This window comes from Xanthomonas sp. WHRI 6106, from assembly GCF_040202405.1.
GTDB lineage: Bacteria > Pseudomonadota > Gammaproteobacteria > Xanthomonadales > Xanthomonadaceae > Xanthomonas > Xanthomonas cannabis.
Genome location: NZ_JBEGFC010000003.1, coordinates 315,752 through 337,163 on the forward strand (window position 1 = coordinate 315,752; position 21,412 = coordinate 337,163).

Annotated in this window: 21 protein-coding genes; 11 read left to right on the forward strand and 10 right to left on the reverse strand. The window is 65.4% G+C overall.

The genetic code is table 11. The features are described 5' to 3' along the window. Positions 1 to 36: 36 nt before the first annotated feature. From rfbA to ABQZ09_RS07045, 4 genes are all read left to right on the forward strand, one after another. Entirely contained in the window at positions 37 to 924 is an 888-nt protein-coding gene (rfbA, locus tag ABQZ09_RS07030) for a glucose-1-phosphate thymidylyltransferase RfbA (protein WP_039419854.1), read from the forward strand. Then, positions 921 to 1,478, forward strand: coding sequence for a dTDP-4-dehydrorhamnose 3,5-epimerase (gene rfbC, locus ABQZ09_RS07035; protein WP_184555984.1), 558 nt, complete (start codon positions 921 to 923; stop codon positions 1,476 to 1,478). Before rfbA ends, rfbC begins: the two co-directional genes overlap by 4 nt. Beyond that, complete coding sequence (rfbD, locus tag ABQZ09_RS07040; RefSeq protein WP_184555987.1) at positions 1,475 to 2,374, forward strand: dTDP-4-dehydrorhamnose reductase; 900 nt, start codon at positions 1,475 to 1,477, stop codon at positions 2,372 to 2,374. Before rfbC ends, rfbD begins: the two co-directional genes overlap by 4 nt. Positions 2,375 to 2,716: 342 nt before the next feature. Further along, positions 2,717 to 3,883 carry a nucleotide sugar dehydrogenase gene (locus ABQZ09_RS07045; protein ID WP_039403520.1) on the forward strand — a complete coding sequence of 389 codons (1,167 nt, stop codon included), beginning with the start codon at positions 2,717 to 2,719 and terminating at the stop codon, positions 3,881 to 3,883. A 274-nt stretch (positions 3,884 to 4,157) separates the two neighbouring features. Here ABQZ09_RS07045 and ABQZ09_RS07050 read toward each other — a convergent pair whose 3' ends face one another. Both ABQZ09_RS07050 and ABQZ09_RS07055 read right to left on the reverse strand, forming a co-directional pair. Continuing rightward, positions 4,158 to 5,561, reverse strand: a complete 1,404-nt coding sequence (locus ABQZ09_RS07050) for a mannose-1-phosphate guanylyltransferase/mannose-6-phosphate isomerase (protein WP_349776481.1) — start codon at positions 5,559 to 5,561, stop codon at positions 4,158 to 4,160. A 45-nt stretch (positions 5,562 to 5,606) separates the two neighbouring features. Beyond that, positions 5,607 to 6,953, reverse strand: coding sequence for a phosphohexomutase domain-containing protein (locus tag ABQZ09_RS07055; protein ID WP_349776482.1), 1,347 nt, complete (start codon positions 6,951 to 6,953; stop codon positions 5,607 to 5,609). Between the two features lie 134 nt (positions 6,954 to 7,087). On the opposite strand from ABQZ09_RS07055, the gene ABQZ09_RS07060 reads away from it, so the two are divergent. After that, positions 7,088 to 7,819, forward strand: coding sequence for a CoA transferase subunit A (locus tag ABQZ09_RS07060; protein WP_039403512.1), 732 nt, complete (start codon positions 7,088 to 7,090; stop codon positions 7,817 to 7,819). After that, entirely contained in the window at positions 7,819 to 8,451 is a 633-nt protein-coding gene (locus ABQZ09_RS07065; RefSeq protein ID WP_184555993.1) for a CoA transferase subunit B, read from the forward strand. The genes ABQZ09_RS07060 and ABQZ09_RS07065 overlap by 1 nt, the downstream gene beginning before the upstream one ends. A 29-nt stretch (positions 8,452 to 8,480) precedes the next feature. Here ABQZ09_RS07065 and ABQZ09_RS07070 read toward each other — a convergent pair whose 3' ends face one another. Further along, positions 8,481 to 10,130 (reverse strand): electron transfer flavoprotein-ubiquinone oxidoreductase, encoded by a 1,650-nt coding sequence (locus tag ABQZ09_RS07070; RefSeq protein WP_349776483.1) that lies wholly within the window; start codon positions 10,128 to 10,130, stop codon positions 8,481 to 8,483. A 125-nt stretch (positions 10,131 to 10,255) separates the two neighbouring features. On the opposite strand from ABQZ09_RS07070, the gene ABQZ09_RS07075 reads away from it, so the two are divergent. Continuing rightward, complete coding sequence (locus tag ABQZ09_RS07075; protein ID WP_349776484.1) at positions 10,256 to 10,852, forward strand: alpha-ketoglutarate-dependent dioxygenase AlkB family protein; 597 nt, start codon at positions 10,256 to 10,258, stop codon at positions 10,850 to 10,852. Positions 10,853 to 11,028: 176 nt separating this feature from the next. Here the strand turns inward: ABQZ09_RS07075 and ABQZ09_RS07080 are convergent, their stop codons facing one another. From ABQZ09_RS07080 to ABQZ09_RS07095, 4 genes are all read right to left on the reverse strand, one after another. Further along, a complete protein-coding gene (locus tag ABQZ09_RS07080) occupies positions 11,029 to 11,673 on the reverse strand; it encodes an ABC-type transport auxiliary lipoprotein family protein (RefSeq protein ID WP_039412544.1) in 645 nt (214 codons plus the stop codon). Then, positions 11,670 to 12,596 carry an MlaD family protein gene (locus tag ABQZ09_RS07085; protein WP_039412542.1) on the reverse strand — a complete coding sequence of 309 codons (927 nt, stop codon included), beginning with the start codon at positions 12,594 to 12,596 and terminating at the stop codon, positions 11,670 to 11,672. Before ABQZ09_RS07085 ends, ABQZ09_RS07080 begins: the two co-directional genes overlap by 4 nt. 2 nt (positions 12,597 to 12,598) lie before the next feature. Continuing rightward, entirely contained in the window at positions 12,599 to 13,435 is an 837-nt protein-coding gene (locus ABQZ09_RS07090) for an ABC transporter ATP-binding protein (RefSeq protein WP_039412540.1), read from the reverse strand. An 85-nt stretch (positions 13,436 to 13,520) separates the two neighbouring features. Continuing rightward, a complete protein-coding gene (locus ABQZ09_RS07095) occupies positions 13,521 to 14,633 on the reverse strand; it encodes an MlaE family ABC transporter permease (protein ID WP_039412538.1) in 1,113 nt (370 codons plus the stop codon). 166 nt (positions 14,634 to 14,799) lie between these two features. Between ABQZ09_RS07095 and ABQZ09_RS07100 the strand changes: the two genes are divergently transcribed. Next, positions 14,800 to 16,059 carry a threonine/serine exporter family protein gene (locus tag ABQZ09_RS07100; RefSeq protein ID WP_039566260.1) on the forward strand — a complete coding sequence of 420 codons (1,260 nt, stop codon included), beginning with the start codon at positions 14,800 to 14,802 and terminating at the stop codon, positions 16,057 to 16,059. 60 nt (positions 16,060 to 16,119) lie between these two features. Here ABQZ09_RS07100 and ABQZ09_RS07105 read toward each other — a convergent pair whose 3' ends face one another. From ABQZ09_RS07105 to ABQZ09_RS07115, 3 genes are all read right to left on the reverse strand, one after another. Then, positions 16,120 to 16,584 carry an H-NS histone family protein gene (locus ABQZ09_RS07105; protein ID WP_179456680.1) on the reverse strand — a complete coding sequence of 155 codons (465 nt, stop codon included), beginning with the start codon at positions 16,582 to 16,584 and terminating at the stop codon, positions 16,120 to 16,122. Positions 16,585 to 16,728: 144 nt separating this feature from the next. Then, positions 16,729 to 18,423 carry a proline--tRNA ligase gene (locus tag ABQZ09_RS07110; RefSeq protein ID WP_349776485.1) on the reverse strand — a complete coding sequence of 565 codons (1,695 nt, stop codon included), beginning with the start codon at positions 18,421 to 18,423 and terminating at the stop codon, positions 16,729 to 16,731. A gap of 391 nt (positions 18,424 to 18,814) precedes the next feature. Next, positions 18,815 to 19,216: a DUF4124 domain-containing protein gene (locus ABQZ09_RS07115; protein ID WP_349776486.1), complete on the reverse strand. Its 402-nt coding sequence runs from the start codon at positions 19,214 to 19,216 to the stop codon at positions 18,815 to 18,817. A gap of 118 nt (positions 19,217 to 19,334) precedes the next feature. Between ABQZ09_RS07115 and pssA the strand changes: the two genes are divergently transcribed. From pssA to rimI, 3 genes are read left to right on the forward strand one after another with little or no spacing between them, the layout of a single operon-like run. Further along, the gene (gene pssA, locus ABQZ09_RS07120) at positions 19,335 to 20,108 is read left to right on the forward strand and encodes a CDP-diacylglycerol--serine O-phosphatidyltransferase (protein WP_039412527.1); all 774 of its coding nucleotides are present in this window, start codon (positions 19,335 to 19,337) and stop codon (positions 20,106 to 20,108) included. 10 nt (positions 20,109 to 20,118) lie between these two features. Beyond that, positions 20,119 to 20,586 (forward strand): alanine acetyltransferase, encoded by a 468-nt coding sequence (locus ABQZ09_RS07125; protein ID WP_349776487.1) that lies wholly within the window; start codon positions 20,119 to 20,121, stop codon positions 20,584 to 20,586. Then, complete coding sequence (gene rimI, locus ABQZ09_RS07130; RefSeq protein WP_349776488.1) at positions 20,583 to 21,065, forward strand: ribosomal protein S18-alanine N-acetyltransferase; 483 nt, start codon at positions 20,583 to 20,585, stop codon at positions 21,063 to 21,065. Before ABQZ09_RS07125 ends, rimI begins: the two co-directional genes overlap by 4 nt. Positions 21,066 to 21,412 lie beyond the last annotated feature (347 nt).

Below are 21,412 nucleotides of genomic sequence, written 5' to 3' on the forward strand. Positions count from 1 at the left end.
CCGCATAATGCTGTGCGGACCTCCAAGGACGCTCTCATGACTCAACGTAAAGGCATCATCCTCGCGGGCGGTTCCGGAACGCGCTTGTATCCGATCACCAAGGGCGTCAGCAAGCAGCTGTTGCCGGTGTACGACAAGCCGATGATCTACTATCCGCTGAGCGTGCTGATGCTCGCGGGTATCCGCGATATCCTGATCATCAATACGCCGCACGAGCAGGCGCTGTTCCAGTCGCTGCTGGGCGATGGTTCCCAATGGGGCGTCAATATTCAGTATGCTGTGCAGCCCAGCCCTGACGGTCTGGCGCAGGCCTATCTGATCGGCCGCGAGTTCGTTGATGGCAAGCCGAGCTGCCTGGTATTGGGCGACAACATCTTTCATGGTCATGGTCTGACCGATACGCTGCGGCGCGCGGATGCGCGTGAGCAGGGGGCGACGGTCTTCGGATATTGGGTCAATGATCCCGAACGTTACGGCGTGGCCGAGTTCGACCAGCACGGCAAGGTGATCGACATTGCCGAAAAGCCGGAAAAACCGCGCTCCAATTATGCGGTGACCGGTCTGTATTTCTATGACGGAAAGGCCAGCGATTATGCTGCTGCCTTGACGCCTTCGCCGCGCGGCGAGCTTGAGATCACCGATCTCAATCGCTGTTATCTCGATGCCGGCGACCTGCATCTCGAGCCCTTGGGGCGCGGCTATGCGTGGTTGGACACCGGCACGCACCAATCGTTGCATGAGGCGGCCAATTTTATCGAAACCATCCAGATGCGTCAGGGTCTGCAGGTGTGCTGTCCGGAGGAGATTGCTTTTGGACAGGGATGGATTGATGCCCAGCAGTTGGAGCGCTTGGCTGCGCCCCTGTTGAAAAACGATTACGGTAAATATCTGCATGCACTGGCCAGGCGTGGGGTAGTCCCTTGAAGGTGATTGAAACGAAGTTGGCTGGCTGTGTGGTGATCGAGCCGGCGGTGTTCGGCGACGAGCGCGGATACTTCTTCGAGACGTGGAATGCCGAGCGCTTTGGTCAGCACAATCTGCCGACCCGGTTCGTGCAGAGCAACGTGTCGACCTCGGCCAAGGGCGTGCTGCGTGGTCTGCATTACCAGTGGCCGCGTCCTCAGGGCAAGCTGGTCAGCGTCCTGGAAGGGGAGGTCTATGACGTCGCTGTGGATGTTCGCCGCGGCTCGCCGACTTTCGGTCAATGGGAGGCAGTGGTACTGAGCGCGGAAAACAAGAAGCAGTTCTGGATTCCGGAAGGCTTCGCGCACGGCTTTGCCGTGCTCTCCGAGCGCGCTGTATTCAGCTATCTGTGCACGGATGTCTACGTCAAGGAAGCCGACGCGGGTGTGCGTTGGGATGATGCGGCCATCGGCATCGACTGGCCGATCAGCGATCCGGTGCTCTCGGCCAAGGATGCCGCAGCACCTTTCCTGGCAGATGTGCCGGGCGAGCGTCTGCCGGTCTTCGCACCATGACGACATTGGTACTGGGAGCCAATGGACAGGTCGGCACGGAATTGCTGCGGGCACTGGCGGATGATGGTCCGATCCTAGCCACCACCCGCAATGGCCGATTGCCGGACGGCGCCGCGTGTGAGGTGGCCGACTTCGACGCACCGCATCGCCTGAGCGAATTGCTGGATCGCCTTGCGCCCACCCGCGTCGTCAATGCGGCTGCCTACACCGCCGTCGATCGTGCCGAACAGGAGCGTGATGCGGCCTTCCGTGCCAATGCCGAGGCGCCGGCGGTCATCGCGCAGTGGTGCGCGCGCGCCGGCGTGCCGCTGGTCCATTATTCGACCGATTACGTCTTCAATGGGCAAGGCACTCGCCCCTATCGTCCGGACGACGCCACCGCGCCGCTCGGCGTCTACGGGCAGAGCAAACTGGCCGGCGAACAGGCGGTGCAGGCGGCCGGCGGCCGTCATCTGATCTTCCGCACCGCCTGGGTCTACGCGGCGCATGGAAACAATTTCCTGCGGACGATGCTGCGCGTGGGAGCCGAGCGCGACGTGCTGCGCGTGGTCGCCGACCAGATAGGCACGCCGACGCCTGCCGCGCTGATCGCCGACATCACGGCGCATGCGCTACGCCAGCCCGGTGAACCCTCCGGCCTGTGGCATCTGACCGCCGCCGGGCAGACCAGTTGGCACGGCTTCGCCGAAGCCATCTTCGCCCAGGCGCACGCGCGCGGGCTGATTGCCCGTGCGCCGCGCGTGGAGGCGATCACCACCGCCGACTATCCAACGCCGGCCACGCGCCCGGCCTATTCGCGACTGGATACCCACAGCCTGCAGGACACGTTCGGCGTCCGCCTGCCCGACTGGCAGGACGGACTGAGCCAGGTGCTGGACACGCTCGCCCAGGGTTGAGCGGCTTCAATAGCGGCCTAGATTGGGGCGGCTTCAGCACCGACTCATAGCTTGCCTCTCGCTTCGGCTACCATCGGTGACTGGTCCACGCCAGGCCGGCGACCTGCTCTGCGCAGGTCGTGGCCAACGTGGATGTGCCGCTGAAGCGGATGCGACGCGTGATGCATGGGCTGGATGCGTGCATGTGTGTGCGCTACGTCGCATCGGTTGGCACCGTGCAGGTTTTCGCGTGTCCCCCACCGGGCGCGCCGACCCATGACGGGCTCGGCCGTACCGTCATCACGCCATGACCTGCGCGCAGCGCGCTGCCTCCTCCCCCATCCAAAATCGCAAGGAATTCCAATGAAGATCGCTGTCGCGGGTACCGGCTATGTCGGTCTGTCCAATGGCGTGTTGCTCGCCAAGCACCATGAGGTCGTGGCGCTGGACATCGTCGAGGCCAAGGTCAAGCTGATCAACGAAGGCCGCTCGCCGATCGTCGACAAGGAACTCGAGGCCGCGTTGGCCGAGGGTGGCCTGAACTTCAAGGCCACGCTGGACGCCAACGAAGCGTTTGCCGGCGCCGAGTTCGTGATCATTGCCACACCCACCGACTACGATCCGGACACCAATTACTTCAACACCAGCTCGATCGAGGTGGTGATCGCCAAGGTGCTGGAGATCAACACCCAGGCGACGATGGTGATCAAGTCGACCATCCCGGTGGGCTACGTTGCCAAGCTGCGCGCGCAGTTCGGCACCGACAACATCATCTTCTCGCCCGAATTCCTGCGCGAGGGCCGGGCGTTGTACGACAACCTGTATCCGTCCCGGATCATCGTCGGTGAGCGCTCGGCGCGCGCGGAAACCTTCGCGCGGCTGCTGCAGGAAGGCGCACTCAAGCCCGACGTGCCGGTGTTGTTCACCGAGCCTACCGAGGCCGAAGCGATCAAGCTGTTCGCCAACACCTATCTGGCGATGCGGGTGTCCTACTTCAACGAACTGGACACCTACGCGCTCACCCACGGGCTGGACAGCCGCCAGATCATCGAAGGCATCTGCCTGGATCCGCGCATCGGCAGCCACTACAACAATCCGTCCTTCGGCTACGGCGGTTACTGCCTGCCCAAGGACACCAAGCAGTTGCTGGCCAACTACCAGAGCGTTCCGCAGACCATCATCCGGGCGATCGTCGATTCCAACACCACCCGCAAGGACTTCATTGCCGCCGACGTGCTGCGGCGCAATCCCAAGGTGGTTGGGATCTATCGCCTGATCATGAAAGCCGGCTCGGACAACTTCCGTTCGTCCAGCATCCAGGGCGTGATGAAGCGCCTCAAGGCCAAGGGCGTGGACATCATCGTGTACGAACCGACGCTGAGCGATCCGGAGTTCTTCCGCTCGCGCGTGGTCAACGACCTGGAGGCCTTCAAGCGCGAGGCCGACGTCATCATCAGCAACCGCATGGCCGACGCGCTGCAGGACGTGCAGGACAAGGTCTATACGCGCGATCTGTTCGGCGACAACTGAGCCCGGCAGGTCCTGCGTCTTGGCGGGTGGCGATGCCACTCGTCCAGGCCATCCATGATGTTGTCTTGGCCTACGGGGCCGTTCGCGGCCCTGCGGCGAACGCCCACGGGGCGGCAGTGGCATTGCCCGGTCGCATCCACGTGCGATGCAGCCTGCGGAAGCAGGCGACCTGTGACCTGTCTGCGCAGCGTGTTGTGATCGAAGCAAGGCAGGGATAACGCAAAACGGCGGCCATTGGCCGCCGTCGATGTTGCCGTCTACGTCGAGTGCGCGATCAGGCGCGGCCGTAGGTGTCCTCGAAACGCACGATGTCGTCTTCGCCCAGATAGCTGCCGGACTGCACTTCGATCAGTTCCAGCGGCAGCTTGCCCGGATTGCGCAGGCGATGCGTGACGCCCAGGGGGATGTAGGTACTCTGGTTTTCGGTCAGCAGCAGCACTTCCTCGCCACGGGTGACTTCGGCAGTGCCGCTCACCACGATCCAGTGTTCGGCGCGGTGGTGGTGCATCTGCAGGCTCAGCACGGCACCGGGCTTGACGGTGATGCGCTTGACCTGGTGACGCTGGCCCATGTCGATCGAGTCGTAGGCGCCCCACGGGCGATACACCTTGCGATGCCAGGTGGCTTCGGAGCGGCCGTCGGACTTGATCCGGCCGACCACATCCTTCACTTCCTGGATGCGATCACGGTGACCGACCAGCACGGCATCCGGCGTCTCGACGACGACGACGTCTTCCAGGCCGACCATGGCGATCAGGCGCGAACCGTAGGCGTAGGTATTGCGGCAATCCAGCTGGATCACATCGCCATGATGCGCGTTGCCCTGGCCATCCTGCTCGGACACGTCCAGCAGCGACGACCACGAGCCGACGTCGTTCCAGCCGGCATCCAACGGCACCACGACCGCATCGGCGGTCTTTTCCATCACCGCATAGTCGATCGAATCCGACGGGCTTGCTGCGAAGGCGTCCTTGTCCAGGCGGGTGAAGTCAGCGTCGCGCTTGCCGTTCTGCCAAGCGGTCTGGCAGGCATCAGCAATGGCCGGATGGAACCTGCGCAGTTCTTCCAGGTAGCGCGAAGCACGGAACAGGAACATGCCGCTATTCCAGTAGTACTCGCCGCTGGCCAGATAGCCTTGTGCGGTTGCCAGGTCGGGCTTCTCGACGAAGCGTTCGACCGCGCTCGCACCGGTGCCCGAACTGGCCTTGATGTAGCCGTAGCCGGTTTCCGGTGCGGTCGGCTTGATGCCGAAGGTCACCAGCTTGCCTTGCTCTGCGGCAGCGACTGCCACTGTCACCGCTGCCTGGAACGCAGCTTCGTTCTGGATGACGTGATCTGAGGGCAGGACCAACAACAAGGGGTCGGCGCCATCGCGGCTGGCTTCCAAGGCTGCGACTGCAATTGCCGGGGCAGTATTGCGGCCTTTGGGTTCAAGCAGGACGGCAGAAGGCTTGACGCCGAGCTGCTGCAGCTGCTCGGCGGCCATGAAGCGGTGCTCCTCGTTGGCCACCACGATGGGAGCATGGCCTGCGACGGGAGCCGCGCGTAGCCAGGTGGCCTGCAACATGCTCTTGTCGCCGACCAGCGGCAGGAACTGCTTGGGATAGGACTCGCGCGACAGCGGCCACAGGCGCGTGCCGGAGCCACCGGACAAGATAATCGGAAGGACGTCGCTCATGAGCGGGGGAAACTCCAGTGCGTCAAAGTGGGGAAGGAGGGTAAATCAGCCGCGCAGCAGACCGGAAATCTCTTGCGTACGGCTTTCCAGCAATGCGGCATCGCCGCGGGTTTCCACGTTCAGACGCAGTAGCGGCTCGGTATTGGAGCTGCGCAGGTTGAAGCGCCATTGGCCAAAGTCCGCGCTGATGCCGTCGGTGTAGTCCAGCTCCGGCGACAGGTCGGCGTAGTGCTCCATCACGCGGGCAACCGCGGCCTTGGCATCGGCCACCTTGAAGTTGATCTCGCCGCTGCAGGGGAACTTCTGCATGCGCGCCTCGACCAGATCGGCCAGCGAACGACCGGACTGCGACACCAGCTCGGCAATCAGCAGCCATGGAATCATGCCGGAATCGGCGTAGGCGAATTCACGGAAGTAGTGATGCGCGCTCATTTCGCCGCCGTACACGGCGTTCTCGCTGCGCATCTTTTCCTTGATGAAGGCGTGGCCGCTCTTGCACAGCACCGGAATGCCGCCGGCTTCTTCGACCTGCTCGACCGTGTTCCAGGTCAGGCGCGGGTCGTGCACGACCTTGCCGCCCGGCTGCTTGGCCAGGATGGCTTGTGCGAGCAGGCCGACCAGGTAATAGCCTTCGATGAAGCGGCCGGTGTGATCGAAGAAGAAGCAACGATCGAAGTCGCCGTCCCACGCGATACCGAAATCGGCGCCGTGGTCCTTGACCGCCTTGGCAGTGGCGTCGCGGTTTTCCGGCAGCAGCGGGTTGGGGATGCCGTTGGGAAAGTTGCCATCGGGCTCATGGAACACGCGGACGAACTCGAACGGCAGATGCGGTGCAAGCAGATCCACGATCAGGCCGGCGCCGCCGTTGCCGGCATTGACCACCAACTTGAGCGGCTTGAGCGTGCTGCGGTCCACGTAGCTGAGCAGGTGCTCCAGGTAGGCGGTCTTGTCGGTGCGGCTCTGCTCGGCGGCTGTGGGTTCACCGGGCGCGGCGGTATCGGCCGCGACGGTATCGCGGATGGCAAACAGGCCGGTATCGGAGCTGATCGGTCGCGCCTGCTCGCGGACCAGCTTCATGCCGTTGTAGTCCATCGGGTTGTGGCTGGCAGTGACCATGACGCCACCGGCGGCCTTGAGGTAATCGGTCTGGAAATAGACCTCCTCGGTGCCGCACAGGCCGATGTCGATGACCTCTCGGCCGCTGGCGCGCAGACCGGCCGAGAGCGCTTCCTGCAGCGCCGGGCTGGCCAGGCGCACGTCGTGGCCCAGGACCACCGGCCCCTGATCCAGCTGCGCCGCCAGTGCCACGCCAATGCGGCGGGCCAAGTCCTCGTTGAGTTCATCCGGCACGCGGCCGCGAATGTCGTAGGCCTTGAAGGCGGGTAGCGTCATGGGCAATTCCTGGGGTGGGGGACACCCGAGTTTAGCGGGTGCGCCGTGTCTTGGGTGTGGCGGAATTGCGACCGAGGACAGGGAACAGTCAGCGGATAGAATGGCCGCTTCACATCAGCGAGGTGAGGGCGGTGATGCGCAATGATGGACGTGATAAGGCAGCTGGCAAGCGCTACGCCGATGCCGAGGCGGCGCTCGAGGGCGTGCTGGCCGATGGCCAGACCCTGGCCGTGGGCGGCTTCGGGTTGTGCGGGATCCCGGAGGCGCTGATCGCCGCCGTGCGCGACAGCGGGGTTGGCGGGTTGACGGTGATTTCCAACAACGCCGGGGTCGATGGGTTCGGGCTTGGTCAATTATTGGCCACGCGGCAGATTCGCAAGATGATTTCGTCCTACGTGGGCGAGAACAAGGAGTTCGAGCGTCAGTATCTGGCTGGCGAGCTCGAGCTTGAGTTCAACCCACAGGGCACGCTGGCCGAGCGCCTGCGTGCGGGCGGTGCGGGAATCCCTGCGTTCTACACCGCCACCGGCTACGGCACGATCGTGGCCGAGGGCAAGGAGACCCGCGAATTCGACGGCAAGCACTACGTGCTGGAAACCGCACTGCAGGCCGACGTCGCGCTGGTCAAGGCGTGGCGAGCCGATACCGCGGGCAACCTGGTGTTCCGCAAGACGGCGCGCAATTTCAATCCGGCCTGCGCCATGGCCGGTCGTGTCTGCATTGCCGAAGTCGAAGAAATCGTGGAGCTGGGCGCCATCGACCCGGACCACGTACATCTACCCGGTATCTACGTCGACCGCTTGGTGCTCAACGCCACGCCGGAAAAACGCATCGAACAGCGCACCGTGCGCGAAGGACAGCAGTAATGGCCTGGACCCGAGACCAGATGGCCGCCCGTGCGGCGCGCGAACTGACCGATGGCGCCTACGTCAACTTGGGAATTGGACTGCCGACGCTGGTGGCCAACCACATCCCGGAAGGCGTGGACGTGTGGCTGCAATCAGAGAATGGACTGCTCGGCATCGGCCCGTTTCCCACCGAGGACGAAGTGGATGCGGACTTGATCAATGCGGGCAAGCAGACCGTCACCGCGCGCGCCGGCGCCAGTTATTTCGGCAGCCACGATTCGTTCGCGATGATCCGCGGCGGCCATATCGACCTGGCGATCCTGGGCGCAATGCAGGTCACCGACCGCGGCGACCTGGCCAACTGGATGGTGCCCGGCAAGATGGTCAAGGGCATGGGCGGCGCGATGGACCTGGTGGCCGGCGTCAAGCGCGTGGTAGTGCTGATGGAGCACGTTGCCAAGGACGGCAGCCACAAGATCCTACGCGAATGCGACCTGCCACTGACCGGCGTCGGCGTGGTGGATCGCATCATCACCGACCTGGCGGTGTTCGATGTCACCGCTGACGGCTTGGTGTTGGTGGAGGCGGCCGATGGCGTGGAGATTTCAGAATTGCGCAGCAAGACCGGCGCTGTCTTCAAGACGGCATAAATCGTCAGGGGCCTGTCCGGCCCCTGTTTTTAGAGATTCTGGTAGTTCGGGCCCGAACCACCCTCCGGTGTGACCCAGTTGATGATCTCGTAGGGGTCCTTGATGTCGCAGGTCTTGCAGTGCACGCAGTTGGCGGCATTGATCTGCAGGCGTTTGCCGGAGGGGCTGGCGGTGTCTGGGACCATCTCGTAGACGTTGGCCGGGCAGAAGCGGGTGCAGGGGTTGTCGTACTCCTCCACGCAGCGGGTGGCGCAGATGTTGGTGTCGAGCACCTGCAGATGCACCGGCTGGTCTTCGTCGTGCTCGGTGGCGGCGAAATACACCGCCTGCAGGCGGTCACGCGGGGCGAGCTCGCGGCTGACGTAGTCGCGCTTGGGTTGTTCGTAGTCGCCGATCTTGCGCAGGGCCGACCAGTCGGGCTTGTTCTTCAGGGTCCATGGCGAGGCGCCCTTGAAGGCGGTCTCCCAGGCGGCGTTGAGCAGGCCGAACCACAGCCCCTTCTTGAAACCGGGCTTGATATTGCGGACGGTCTTCAATTCGGCCATGGCATCGGAGGCGCGCAACTTGGCGTCGAAGCCCTGCGGGGCGAGCTGTGACTGCACCAGATGCTCGGCCGCCAGCATGCCGCTGCGGATCGCCTGATGGGTGCCCTTGATCTTGGGCACGTTGAGCAGGCCGGCAGTGTCGCCGATCAGCAGGGCACCCGGCATCTCCACCTTTGGCAGCGACTGCCAGCCGCCGGTGACGATGGCGCGCGCGCCTGCCGACAGGATGCTGCCACCCTCCAGCAGCGACTTGATCAGTGTGTGGTTCTTCCATTGCTGGAAGGCTTCCCACGGCTGGTATTCGGGGTCGCTGTAGTCCAGTCCGCTGACATAGCCGAGCGCAACCTGGTTGTTGTCCAGGTGATACAGAAAGCTGCCGCCGTAGGTGCGATTGTCGGCCGGCCAGCCGATGGTGTGCACGATCTTGCCTGGCGTAACGCGGCCTTCGGGCACCTGCCACAGCTCCTTGATGCCGATCGAATACCCTTGCGGGTCGCTGTCGGCAGTGAGGTCGAAGCGCTTGAGCAGCCGCTTGGTCAGGTGACCGCGCGCGCCCTCGGCCAGGACGGTGACCTTGGCGCGGATGTCGATGCCGGCGGTGTAGCCGGGCTTGTGCGACCCGTCCTTGGCCACGCCCATGTCGCCGATACGCACGCCCACCACCTGGCCGCTGTCGTCATGCAGGGTCTCGGCAGCGGCAAAGCCGGGGTAGATCTCCACGCCCAGCGCCTCGGCCTGCGGCGCGAGCCAGGCGCACATCGCGCCCAGGCTGACGATGAAGTTGCCGTGGTTGCGCATGCCCGGCGGCACCACCGGGAACTTGCGTGCGCTGTCCTTGCCGAGAAACCAGAATTCGTCGTCGGTGGCGGCCACGCAGATCGGCGGCGGGTTGTCGCGCCAGCCCGGCAGCAGGGCATCCAGCGGGCCGGGCTCGATCACCGCACCCGACAGGATGTGTGCGCCGATGGTGCTGGATTTTTCGATCACGCAGACGCTCAGCTCGGGGTTGAGCTGCTTGAGCCTGATCGCGAACGACAGCCCGGCCGGACCGGCACCGACGGTGACGACGTCGTATTCCATGACGTCACGCTCGACCGCCTCTGACGCTTGCGCGCCGATTCCCGCTTCCGACATTGCTCCGCTCCCGTTGGCTCGATGGCTGGTGCGCATTTTCCGGGATTGCATGTGATGGCGGCAAATCGCTGCGATTCATCCGCCGTGGACAGCGCCGCCAGGGGCCTGCGTGCTAGCGTTCGGAGATGAAGATTCCGGTCCCATTGCCGGGCGCGCAGGTGCAGTGGTGGCGCGGCTGGTTGCAAGCGGCGGCAGCCGATGCGCTGCTGCAGACATTGCTGGCACAGGTGCAGTGCGAGGTGCACCGCATCCGCATGTTCGGGCGGGTGGTGGATTCGCCGCGTCTGAGCAGCTGGATCGGCGATCCGGAGGCAAGCTATCGCTATTCGGGAACGCAGTTTTCGCCGCAGCCGTGGCTGGACGCATTGCAGCCGTTACGTGCTCGTCTGCAGGAAGACACCGGCCGCCCGTTCAATAGCGTGCTGGTCAATCGGTATCGCAGTGGCAATGATGCGATGGGCTGGCACAGCGACGACGAGCCGGAGTTGGGTGCCCAGCCGTTGATTGCCTCGGTGAGCCTGGGCGCAACGCGACGCTTTGCGCTCAAACATCGCGACGATGCGGCCTTGAAGCAGACGCTGGAATTGGCGCACGGCGATTTGCTGCTGATGGGTGGCGACACCCAACGCTGCTACAAGCATGCCCTGCCACGCACGGCGCGGCCGGTGGGGGAGCGGATCAATCTGACTTTTCGGCAGATTGCATCGGCTGCGGCAAGATGACGGTGGTTCGCGGCGGGCGTGAGATCAGACTTGGGGCATTGCGTGCCCTCATCCGGCGCTGCGCGCCACCTTCTCCCGCTTTCGGGAGAAGGGAGGCAGGCGGATCCCGCCGATTGCAGGGTGCTGGACCTGATGCCGGGTGAGATGCGTCCGGGGCTGCAGGTGGACGTGTCGGCTTACGGTGTGCGTGGCAGCGCCGCACTGTCCTGTTGCCCGGTGGTGAGCGTCCAGCCCACCAGGTCGGTGGTGACCTGGGTCAGCGCCTGCTCGAACGCCGCGGCAACCGCTGCCACATCGGTGCCGCTGGAAGGGCGGGCGACCAGGAAGGTCCGCGAGGCGACCACGCGCTGATCCGAGGAGTGCAGCAGCTTGGCGTTGAGCTCGATGGTGGCCGATGGCACCGACTGGCCGGCGTAATCGGACTCGAAGCGGCGCAGGTCGATCGCCAGTTTGTAGTCCGAGCGGATGCCGGTGCCGATGCGCGCGACCGCCGCGATCTTGCCGGAGTCCTCGAACCCGCGCACGACGCTGTCTTCCAGCATGTCGGTGGCCGGTTGCGCCCAGCCGGCGCCGTGGTAGATCTGCAATTCGCCTGGCGTCGGGCGCACGTTGATGCGCGGGCTGTCGATTACGCGCGCAGCGCTGGGCTTATTGATGGCCAGCTGCCAGGTGACCTGCGGCCAGGACGGATTCGGCGTCACGCGCACGGTGGGCGCGTAGATCGTGGCCGGCTTCTTGTCGCCGCCGGTGAGGACCGAGCAGCCGCTCAGCGCCAGCAATGAGATGCACAGCAGGGGACGCAACACGCGCATGGCAGTCATTTCGGTTCGAACTCCTTGGGTGCGTCGCGGCCGAGCAGGTAGCGCGCAGGGTTGTTGTCCAGTTTGTCGCTGACCCGGCGCAGGTCGCGGATCAGGCCGCGCAATTCGGTCAGCGTGGGGCCGAGCTGGCCCAGCCCGTCGTTGGCAAAACTGTTGATGGCCGCGCGATTCTCGCCCAGGATGTTGTCGGCATTGCCGGCGGCCGAATCCAGCTTGACCAATGTTGCATCGAGCTTGCTCAGGATGCCCGGCAGCTGCTGCACCAGGTTCTGATCCAGCCGCTTGATGGTGCCGTTGGTGGTGGTCAGGGTGGTGTCCAGGTTGCGTGCGGCATCGCGCGCGCTGACGATCAGCGCCTGCATGCCTTCGTCGCGATCGGCGATGCCACCGCTGATCTTTTCCAGGTTCTGCAGCGTGGCCGAAATGCTCGCCACGTTCTTGTCCGAGAGCATCTCGTCCATGCGTTCGACGATGCGGTTGGCGGTGTCGGTGATGTTCTGCAGTGCCGACGGCGTGGTCTGGATGATCGGCGCATCGCTCTTGTCGATGGTGGTCAGCGACGGCGCCTCGGGCGTGCCGCCGGAAAGCTGGATGATTGACGGGCCGGTCAGGCTGGTGATGGCCAGCTTGGCGCGGGTGTCGCTCTTGATCGGCGTGGTGGAATTCACCCGCACGTGGGCGACCACCTGGCGCGGATCGTTCGGCGCCAGGGTCAGCTCGGTTATCGAGCCGACTGCGATGCCGTTGTACTGCACCGGGCTGCCGACCGACAGGCCGGTGACCGCCTCGCGGAACACCACCCGGTATTGCTGCCAGGTGCGGTCGGAGGAGTACTTGGCGGCCCACAGCCCGAACAGCAGCAGGGCCAGGCCAGCGACGATGGTGAAGGCGCCGATCAGGACGTAATTGGCTTTGGTTTCCATGCTCAGGCGGTCTCGGTGGAGTCGGTCTTGGCCGCGCGTGCGGCGCGGGCGCGCGGACCGTGGAAATATTCCTGGATCCAGGGGTGGTCGAGTTGTTCGACCTCGGCCAGTGGCGCGTTGGCGATCACTTTGCGATCGGCCAGTACGGCGATGCGGTCGCAGATGGCGTACAGCGTATCCAGGTCGTGGGTGATCAGGAACACCGTCAGGCCCAGGGCCTGCTGCAGGGTACGGATCAGGCGGTCGAAGGCGGCCGCGCCGATCGGATCCAGCCCGGCAGTGGGTTCGTCCAGGAACAGCAGCGGCGGGTCCAGTGCGAGCGCACGCGCCAGGCCCGCGCGCTTGCGCATGCCGCCGGACAATTGCGAGGGCAGCTTGTCCAACGCATCGGCCGGCAGGCCGGCCAACTTGATCTTCAGCAGCGCCAGCTCGAAATACCAGCGCTCCGGGAACTCGCCATGATGTTCCTTCAGCGGCACCTGCACGTTCTCGCCCACGGTCATGGAAGAGAACAGCGCGCCGTCCTGGAACAGCACGCCGGTGTTGCGGGTGATCAGCTGCCGGTCGGCGAAGCTGCCCGAACGCGCATCCGCCCCCAGCACGTGGATGCTGCCGGCATCCGGCTCGCGCAGGCCCAGGATGCTGCGCATCAGCACCGACTTGCCGGTGCCAGAACCGCCGACCACGCCCAGGATCTCGCCACGACGCACGTCCAGATCCAGATCTTCGTGCACGGTCTGGCTGCCGAAACGGTTGGTAAGCCCGCGCACGGAAATCGCCAGCTGGTCGTCGTCGGCCTCTGGGGCGGGATTGGGGAGTGGGGATTCGGGATTGGTCAAAGCACAACTCTCCCCGGGCTCAGCGCGCCAGCCACGTTTCTGCTCTGCACAAATCCCAAATCCCGAATGTCCAATCCCAGCTCCATCACCACCCCATCTTCATGAACCACAACGCCGCAATGGCGTCGAGGATGATGACCAAGGAAATCGTCTGCACCACCGAGGAGGTGGTGCGTTCGCCCACCGACTGCGCGGTGCCGCTGACCTTGAGCCCTTCCAGGCAGCCGATCAGGCCGATCACCAGCGCGAACAGCGGCGCCTTCGACAGGCCGACCAGGAAGTGCCGCAACTGGATGGTCTCGTGCATGCGCGCCAGATACATCTGCGGCGGGATATCCAGGTCGAACGCGCCCACGGTGACGCCACCGGCCAGGCCGGCGATCATGGCGATGAAGGTCAGCAGCGGCAGGGTGAAGATCAGCGCCAGCAGGCGCGGGATCACCAGCAGGTCGATCGGGTCCAGGCCGAGGGTGCGGATGGCATCGACTTCCTCGCGCGATTTCATCGCACCGATCTGCGCGGTGAAGGCGCTGGCGGTGCGTCCGGCCAGCACGATGGCGGTCAGCAGCACCGCGAACTCGCGCAGGAAGGCGATGGACACCAGTTCCACCACGTAAATCTCTGCGCCGAAGTCGCGCAGGATGGTCGAGCCCAGGAACGCGATCACCGCGCCGACCAGATAGGACAGCAGCACCACCAGCGGCACCGCGTCCAGGCCCACCTGTTCCATGTGGTGCACGGTGGAGGTCAGGCGGAAGCGGCGCGGCTCGTGGATCAGCCGCATGATCTTGACCAGGTTCTCGCCGAGAAAACTGTTCAACTCCAGGATGCCCTGGCCGACGCCATGGGTGGTGCGGCCCAGACGGTCGAGCGCGGCGACGAAGCCGTAATCGCGCTTGGGCTTGGGGCGTTCGTCGTTGAGTTCCTCGATGGTGCACACCAGGGCCTGGTGCTCGTCGCGGAAATCGATGGCGTCTTCCTTGAGCCCGAGGCGGCCGGCAAAGCGCAGCAGCTGCAGCACGCCGGCCGAATCCAGTTGCCCGATACCGCGCGCGTCGATGCGGCGCACCCCGTCGGGCACGGTCTGCAACAGTTCTGCCTGGGGCAGGGCGGTCGCCAGGACCCAACTGCCGGCGAGGCGGATCTGTGCCTGATCCTGCGAGTCTTGTTCGATGCGGGGAGGTTGCGGTTTGATCATGGGTGGCCTGTCCGTGGCACCAGCATACAGGGCCGGCGTGAGCGAAAGATGGGGACGCGGCGGCGGCGATCGCCTCGCCCCCGGCAATCAGGGCGCCGGCCACGCGCGCTGCGGCATACACTGGCGGCCTCGCCACACGGCGTTTCTCCGGCCCGACCCGCCACGCATGTCCGCTGCCACCGTCGTCTTACCGTCCGCCAGCGCCACCTACGCCCAGCGCGTCGCCTTCGTATCGGAAATCGCCGGGCGCCTGCATTCCTATGGCACCACCGCGCAGCGCCTGGAGGCGGCAGTGGTCGGGCTGTCGCAAAAACTCGGTCTGGACTGCGAACCCTGGTCCAACCCCACCGGCATCATCCTGAGCTTCAGCGACCCGACCAAGGCGATCGGCTCCAGCGACATCACCCGGGTGATCCGGCTGGCGCCCGGCGAAAACGATCTGTACAAGCTCAGCGTGGCCGACTACGTGGCCGACAGCGTGGCCAACGGGCGCATGAGCATTGCCCAGGGGCACACCGCCTTGCGCCGGTTGGACCGGGAGGTCGATCGGCGCGGCAAGACCATGCAGGTGCTGGCGTTCGGGCTGGCAGCCGCCGGCGTGGCCGGGTTGTGGAAGCTGCCCTGGCTGGACATCGCCACTGCCGGCGCCATCGGCATGTCGATCGGCCTGCTGACCCAGTACACCGACAAGCGGCCTGCGACCAAGGAGGCCGGCGAAGCGCTGGCCGGGCTGCTGGCCGGCGTGGTGGCGGCAGTGGTGGCCTCGCTGGTCGGGCCGTTGAACCTCAATACGGTGATCATCGCCTCGCTGGTGGTGTTGCTGCCCGGCATGTCGCTGACCAACGCATTCAACGAGCTGGCCAGCCAGCACTGGGTGTCCGGGACTGCGCGCCTGGCCGGTGCGGTCACCACGGTGCTCAAACTCACGGTCGGCGCGGTGATCGCGGTGACGCTGACCCAGCTGGTGGGCCTGCACCCACGGGTGGCCGCCTTGCGTCCGCAGTCGGGATGGGTGGAATGGGCCTCGCTGCTGGTGGCCGCGTACGCGTTTGCGGTGTTGTTCAAGGCCAATCGGCGCGATTATTTATGGATCATGGCCGCGGCAATGTCCGGTTATGTCATCGCGCGTTATGCCGGGCATGCCTGGGGCGGCCCGGCTGGCGTATTCGCCTCGGCCATGGCACTGACCGCCGCCGGGAATCTGTTTGGGCGGGTCGTTCAAAAACCCGGTGCGCTGATCCGGTTGCCGGGCATCATCATGCTGGTTCCCGGGAGTGTCAGCCTGCGGGGATTTTTGACCCTGGTGCAGCAGCAGGATGTCAGTGTCGGACAAGCGGCATTGTTGGCGGTGACCAATATCGTGATGGCATTGATGGCCGGCCTGCTGTTCGGCAATCTGCTGATTCCGGCGCGCAAGAATTTATGAATAAGCCGATCATCGCCCAATAAAAACGCCGGCAATGCCGGCGTTTTTATTGGTCTGGATTTAAGCGGCCTTGGCTTTCTTACTGGCGCGCTTGGTTGCCGTCTTGCGCGGCGTGGTCTTTTTTGTCGCCGCCTTCTTCGTACCACCGCCCACCTTGCTGATCAGAAAGTCTTCCACTTTCTTGCCGGCAGCGGTCAATTCAGCCAGCCAGCGCGGCTGCTTGCCGCGGCCGGTCCAGGTTTCCTGGGCATTGGCAGGGTTGCGGTATTTCGGCGGAACCTTGCCCAGCTTGCGGCCGGCACGCGGGCCAGGCTTGCCGGCAGCGGCGGGACGACCCGGCCCGGCACTGGCGGCGCTACCGAACAATTCTTCGATGGAATACCCCTGGGCTTTTGCCGCACGGGTCAGCTGAGTGCGAACCTTGGCGATCGGGGCGCGCTTGGCAACCACGGTCTGTTGCTTCTTTGCGTTTTTGATCAAGGCGCCCAATTGCTTGGCCGACAGGCCGGTGAGATCGATCGACATCACTACTCCGGAAGAATGAGAGAGAAAGAATGCCGGTCCGTGGCAGCGGCGGCCATCATAATGTCAGGAAACCGGTATGACAAATGCGCCGAAATACTTCGGCGCCTTGCGTTCATCCAATTGGAGCGGTGGTGCGTTGTTTGATCAACGGCCCAGGCGGGAGAATAATCCGGCCTTATCCAGGTTTTCTGCCGATTCGGCGGTGCGGGCGCGATATTCAAATGTGCCGGCGGCCAATCCCCGTTCCGAGACCACCACCCGATGCGGAATGCCCAAGAGTTCCATATCGGCAAACATGGCACCCGGACGTAGGCCGCGGTCATCCAGTGCTGCATCGATACCGGTGGCAATCAATTCGTCCAGCAATGCCTGGGCGGCGGCCACCACGCTGGCATCCTGTTTGGGATTGATCACGCACACCACCACCTGCCACGGCGCCATCGGCGCCGGCCAGATGATGCCGGCCTCGTCGTGGTTCTGTTCGATCGCTGCGGCAACGATGCGCGAAATGCCGATGCCGTAGCAGCCCATCTTCATCACCGCGGCCTTGCCGTTTTCATCGATGACGGTGGCCTGCAGTGCCTGCGCGTACTGGCTGCCCAGCTGGAACACGTGGCCGACCTCGATGCCGCGCGCCAGACGCAGTTCGCCGCCATCGGCGGCGCGCTCGCCTTCGACCACGTTACGCACATCGGCCACGGTCTCCGGTTCCGGCAGGTCGCGTCCCCAGTTGACGCCGACCAGATGCGCGCCGACCACATTGGCGCCGACCACGAAATCGGCCATTGCCGCGACATCGCGGTCGGCGACCACGCGCACCGGGCGCGCAGTGTTCACCGGGCCCAGGAAACCCGGCTCGCACCCCAGGTGCTCGCGGATTTCGGTTTCGTTGGCCAGGCGGTAGTCGGCCAGGCCAGCCACCTTGCCCAGCTTGATCTCGTTGACCGCATGGTCGCCGCGGACCAGCACCAGCACGAAGCCGGCCTGCGTCATCACCGCCACCGACTTGACCGTGCGCTGCAACGCGATGCCCAGCAGCTGTGCGACGTCTTCGCAGGTCTTCTGGGTGGGCGTTGCCACCTGCTGCATCACTTCGCTGGCGTCGGGACGCGCGGCGGGCAGCGCGGCGCTGGCGGTTTCCACATTGGCCGCGTAATCAGACCCGGTGGAGAACGCCAGCGAGTCTTCGCCGGAGGCGGCGATGACGTGGAATTCCTGCGAGGCGTCGCCGCCGATGGCGCCCGAATCGGCCTGCACCGCGCGGAACTCCAGCCCCAGGCGGGTGAAGATGCGGGTGTAGGCGGCGCGCATGTTGTCGTATTCGCGCGCCATGTCCTCGTCGGTGAGATGGAAGGAGTAGGCGTCCTTCATCAGGAACTCGCGCGCACGCATCACGCCGAAGCGCGGGCGGATTTCATCGCGGAACTTGGTCTGGATCTGGTAGAAGTTCAGCGGCAGCTGCTTGTAGCTGTTGATCTCCTGGCGCGCGAATTCGGCCGCGGCTTCTTCGGCGGTGGGGCTGTAGCAGAACTCCTGCTCCTTGCGGTCCTTGATCTTGAGCAACTGCCCGCCGAACTTTTCCCAACGGCCGGTGGCGTCCCACAGCTCGCGCGGCTGGATGGTGGGGAACAGCACTTCCACCGCCCCGGCACGGTTCATTTCCTCGCGCACGATCGCCTCGACCTTGCGCAGCACGCGCAGGCCCAGCGGCGACCAGGTGTACAGCCCGGAGGCCAGCTTGCGGATCATGCCCGCGCGCAGCATCAGACGGTGGCTGACCAGCTCGGCGTCGGCCGGGGTTTCCTTGGTGGTGTGCAGGTGGAACTGGGAAAGACGCATCGGGCTTCGCTTGGGCGGAAAGCCCATAGTTTGCCAGTCTCGCGCCCTGCCGGTCATCGCCGGGTGCGCGTTGCCGGTGGTCGCCGGCCGGCAGGGCGGCTGCCCGGCGGCTCTCGGGCGCCCGGGTCTGCGCTCTCGAGTGCCTCGCCAGGGGAGCGGCCGTGCGCAGACATCGGCAGTGGGCGAGCCATCCGATGCCGGTTCAAGGTGGTCATCACGCGAGCCCGGAGATCGTGCAATGGGTCAGGCCACTGCCGCCATCCGGTATCGCGTTCGTTCTGCCAGGACGTCCAGCCGCATGGATGCGGCCGGTATTGGCAGCATGACCGGTGCATGGGCCTCGGTCCGCAGGCGGGACGGCGTCGCCCGTGCGCTGGCGATGCCGTCCGGCTCAGGTGGCCGGGGTGCCAGTAGCTGCCGGCTTGCAGTAGGCCTTGACGGCGGCGTCGGCAAGATTGCGCTGCGCGGCGCGGGCGTCCGCATCCAGCACCGCGCCGGGCTTGCCGTCGGCGCCGGCGCTCATGCTCACCTCGCCCTTGCCGCTGAGCAGCTCCAGGTTGCGGCGGGCGGTCAGGCAGTCGGCCGACTCGGGCGCGGTGGTCTGCGGGGCCGCAATGGCGGCGGTGCCGCTGCGCGCATCGATCCGGCGCGCCTCATAGCGCTGGCCGGTCGGTGGCGGGGTTTCGGTGTAGTGGGTCACGCCCTTGGCGTCCTTCCACTTGTACAGATCGGTGGCGCCGGCGGTGGCGCTGACCAGCAGCAACAGGGCGCAAAGCCCGGACGGCAGGTGCATGTGGCTTTCCCCTGGATGATTCCCGCCGCGATTGCAGCATCCGGCGCCTGCCCTGGCAAGTGATCGCGCGTGCAGGGCGCGCTACCGCCGGACGGACCTCAGGCCCTACACTTGGCGGATGGATGAAATGAGACCGCCTCCGCGCTCGCGCACGATTTACCTGCTGCCGAACCTGTTCACCACCGCCGGGCTGTTTTCCGGGTTCTACGCCATCATCGCCGCCGCCAATGGCCAGTTCGTGCAGGCGGCGATGGCGGTGTTCGTGGCTGCGGTGATGGACGGGCTGGACGGCCGGGTGGCGCGCCTGACCAACACCAGCAGCGAGTTCGGCGTGCAGTACGACTCGCTGGCCGATCTGGTCAGCTTCGGCATGGCCCCGGCGCTGGTGATGTACCACTGGTCGCTGTCGGCGCTGAAGTACGACAGCAACGTGATGGGCCGGGTTGGCTGGTCGGCTGCCTTTCTGTATGCGGCCTGCGCGGCGTTGCGGCTGGCGCGCTTCAACACGCAGGTCGGGGTGGTGGACAAGCGCTGGTTCATCGGGCTCGCCAGCCCGGCGGCGGCGGGGCTGATGATGTCCTTCGTGTGGGCATTCGCCGACGACAGCCTGGGCTTCGATGGCGAACAGCTGCGCTATGTGGCGCTGGCCGTCACGGTGGTGTCGGCGCTGTTGATGGTCAGCCGGATCCGCTTCTGGAGCTTCAAGGGTGGCGCACGCGGCCCGCGTGCCGACCGTGTGCCGTTTCTGGCATTGGCCATCGCCACGGTGGTGATCGCGTTGCTGGTGATCGATCTGGCGCGCTCGCTGCTGGTGATCGGCGTGTTGTATGCGTTGTCCGGCCCGGTGATGTGGCTGTGGCGGCGCTGGCGGCGCGTGCCCGAGCTCCCGTGAGCCGGCGTCCATGAACCAGGCAGCCAGCGAACCGGTGTGGTCCGATCTGCAGGTGTCGTGCCTGCAGGCGATGGGGCACACCGTGTATCTGGACCGTGATGCGGCCGATGCGTTGCCCGCACCCGTGGACGTGGCCGACAGTGCGCCGGTGTCGGCGCCAGTGCGTGCGCCACGCGCACCGCAAACCGCGCCGGCTGCCAGCGCATCGCCGCGGCGTCCGGCGCCTGTAGCGCCGGCCGAGCCGCCGCGTGTCCCGGACACCACCGCCACGACCGCGCCCCAGCGGCGCAGCCGTGTCGGTCTGCCCGATCGCCTGCAGATGGCGCTGTTGCGTGCGTCCGGTTGCAACCCCGGTGATCCCAGCACCCAAGCCTTGATGGCGTCCTGGCCGTTGGCCGAATTGCGTGGCAACCCGGCCGCCAAGCGGGCGCTGTGGCCGCAGCTGCGCGCGTTGCGTCGTCGCCAGGACCCGGCATGAGCGCGATGAACGCGCCGCTGCCCGCCACGTTGCGTGCCATGCGCGAAAGCGATCTGGACGTGGTGATGGAGATCGAGCTGCGCGCCTACCCGTTCCCTTGGACGCGCAGCATCTTTCGCGATTGCCTGCAGGCCGGTTACCCGGGATGGGTGATGGAGCAGGGTGGTCGGGTCATCGGCTATGGCGTCATCAGCGTCGCTGCCGACGAGGCACATGTGCTCAATGTCTGCATTGCGCCCGAAGCACAATCGCAAGGGCACGGGCGCGTGCTGTTGCGCGCGCTGATCAAGGGCGCCTGCGACCGCGGCGCGCGGCGCGCATTTCTGGAAGTACGTCCATCCAATCCGTCGGCGATTGCGCTGTATCACTCCGAAGGCTTCAACGAGATCGGGCGGCGTCCGCGGTACTACCCCTCCCACACCGGCCGCGAGGATGCGTTGGTGATGGCGATCGAGTTGTTCTTCGAAGGCTTCTCCTGAGCGAGCGCGGCAGTCCTGCCATGGCGGGGCGCTGTGCGTTGACTTGAGTGCGGATCTGGCGCGCATCGGTGCGATGCGAAAGGCGCCAGCGTACGCGTGAGGAGACCGCGATCCTGGCGATGGACACGGCTCGCCATGGCGGCTGGAGCAGCGAACGAGACGATTGCGTGCACCGCCAGGCGGGCGCGGCCGGTGCCCGTGATGGGCAGCTATCTGTCGATTTCCGGGCCCTACGCGCCGCCCGCACCACATGACGGCTGCCGCTGAGCGCTCGTGAACATCTGTGCACCGTTGCGCCGCATGCGTGCCGCTACGGATGCGGCGCTTGGTCGCAGGCGAGACGGTCC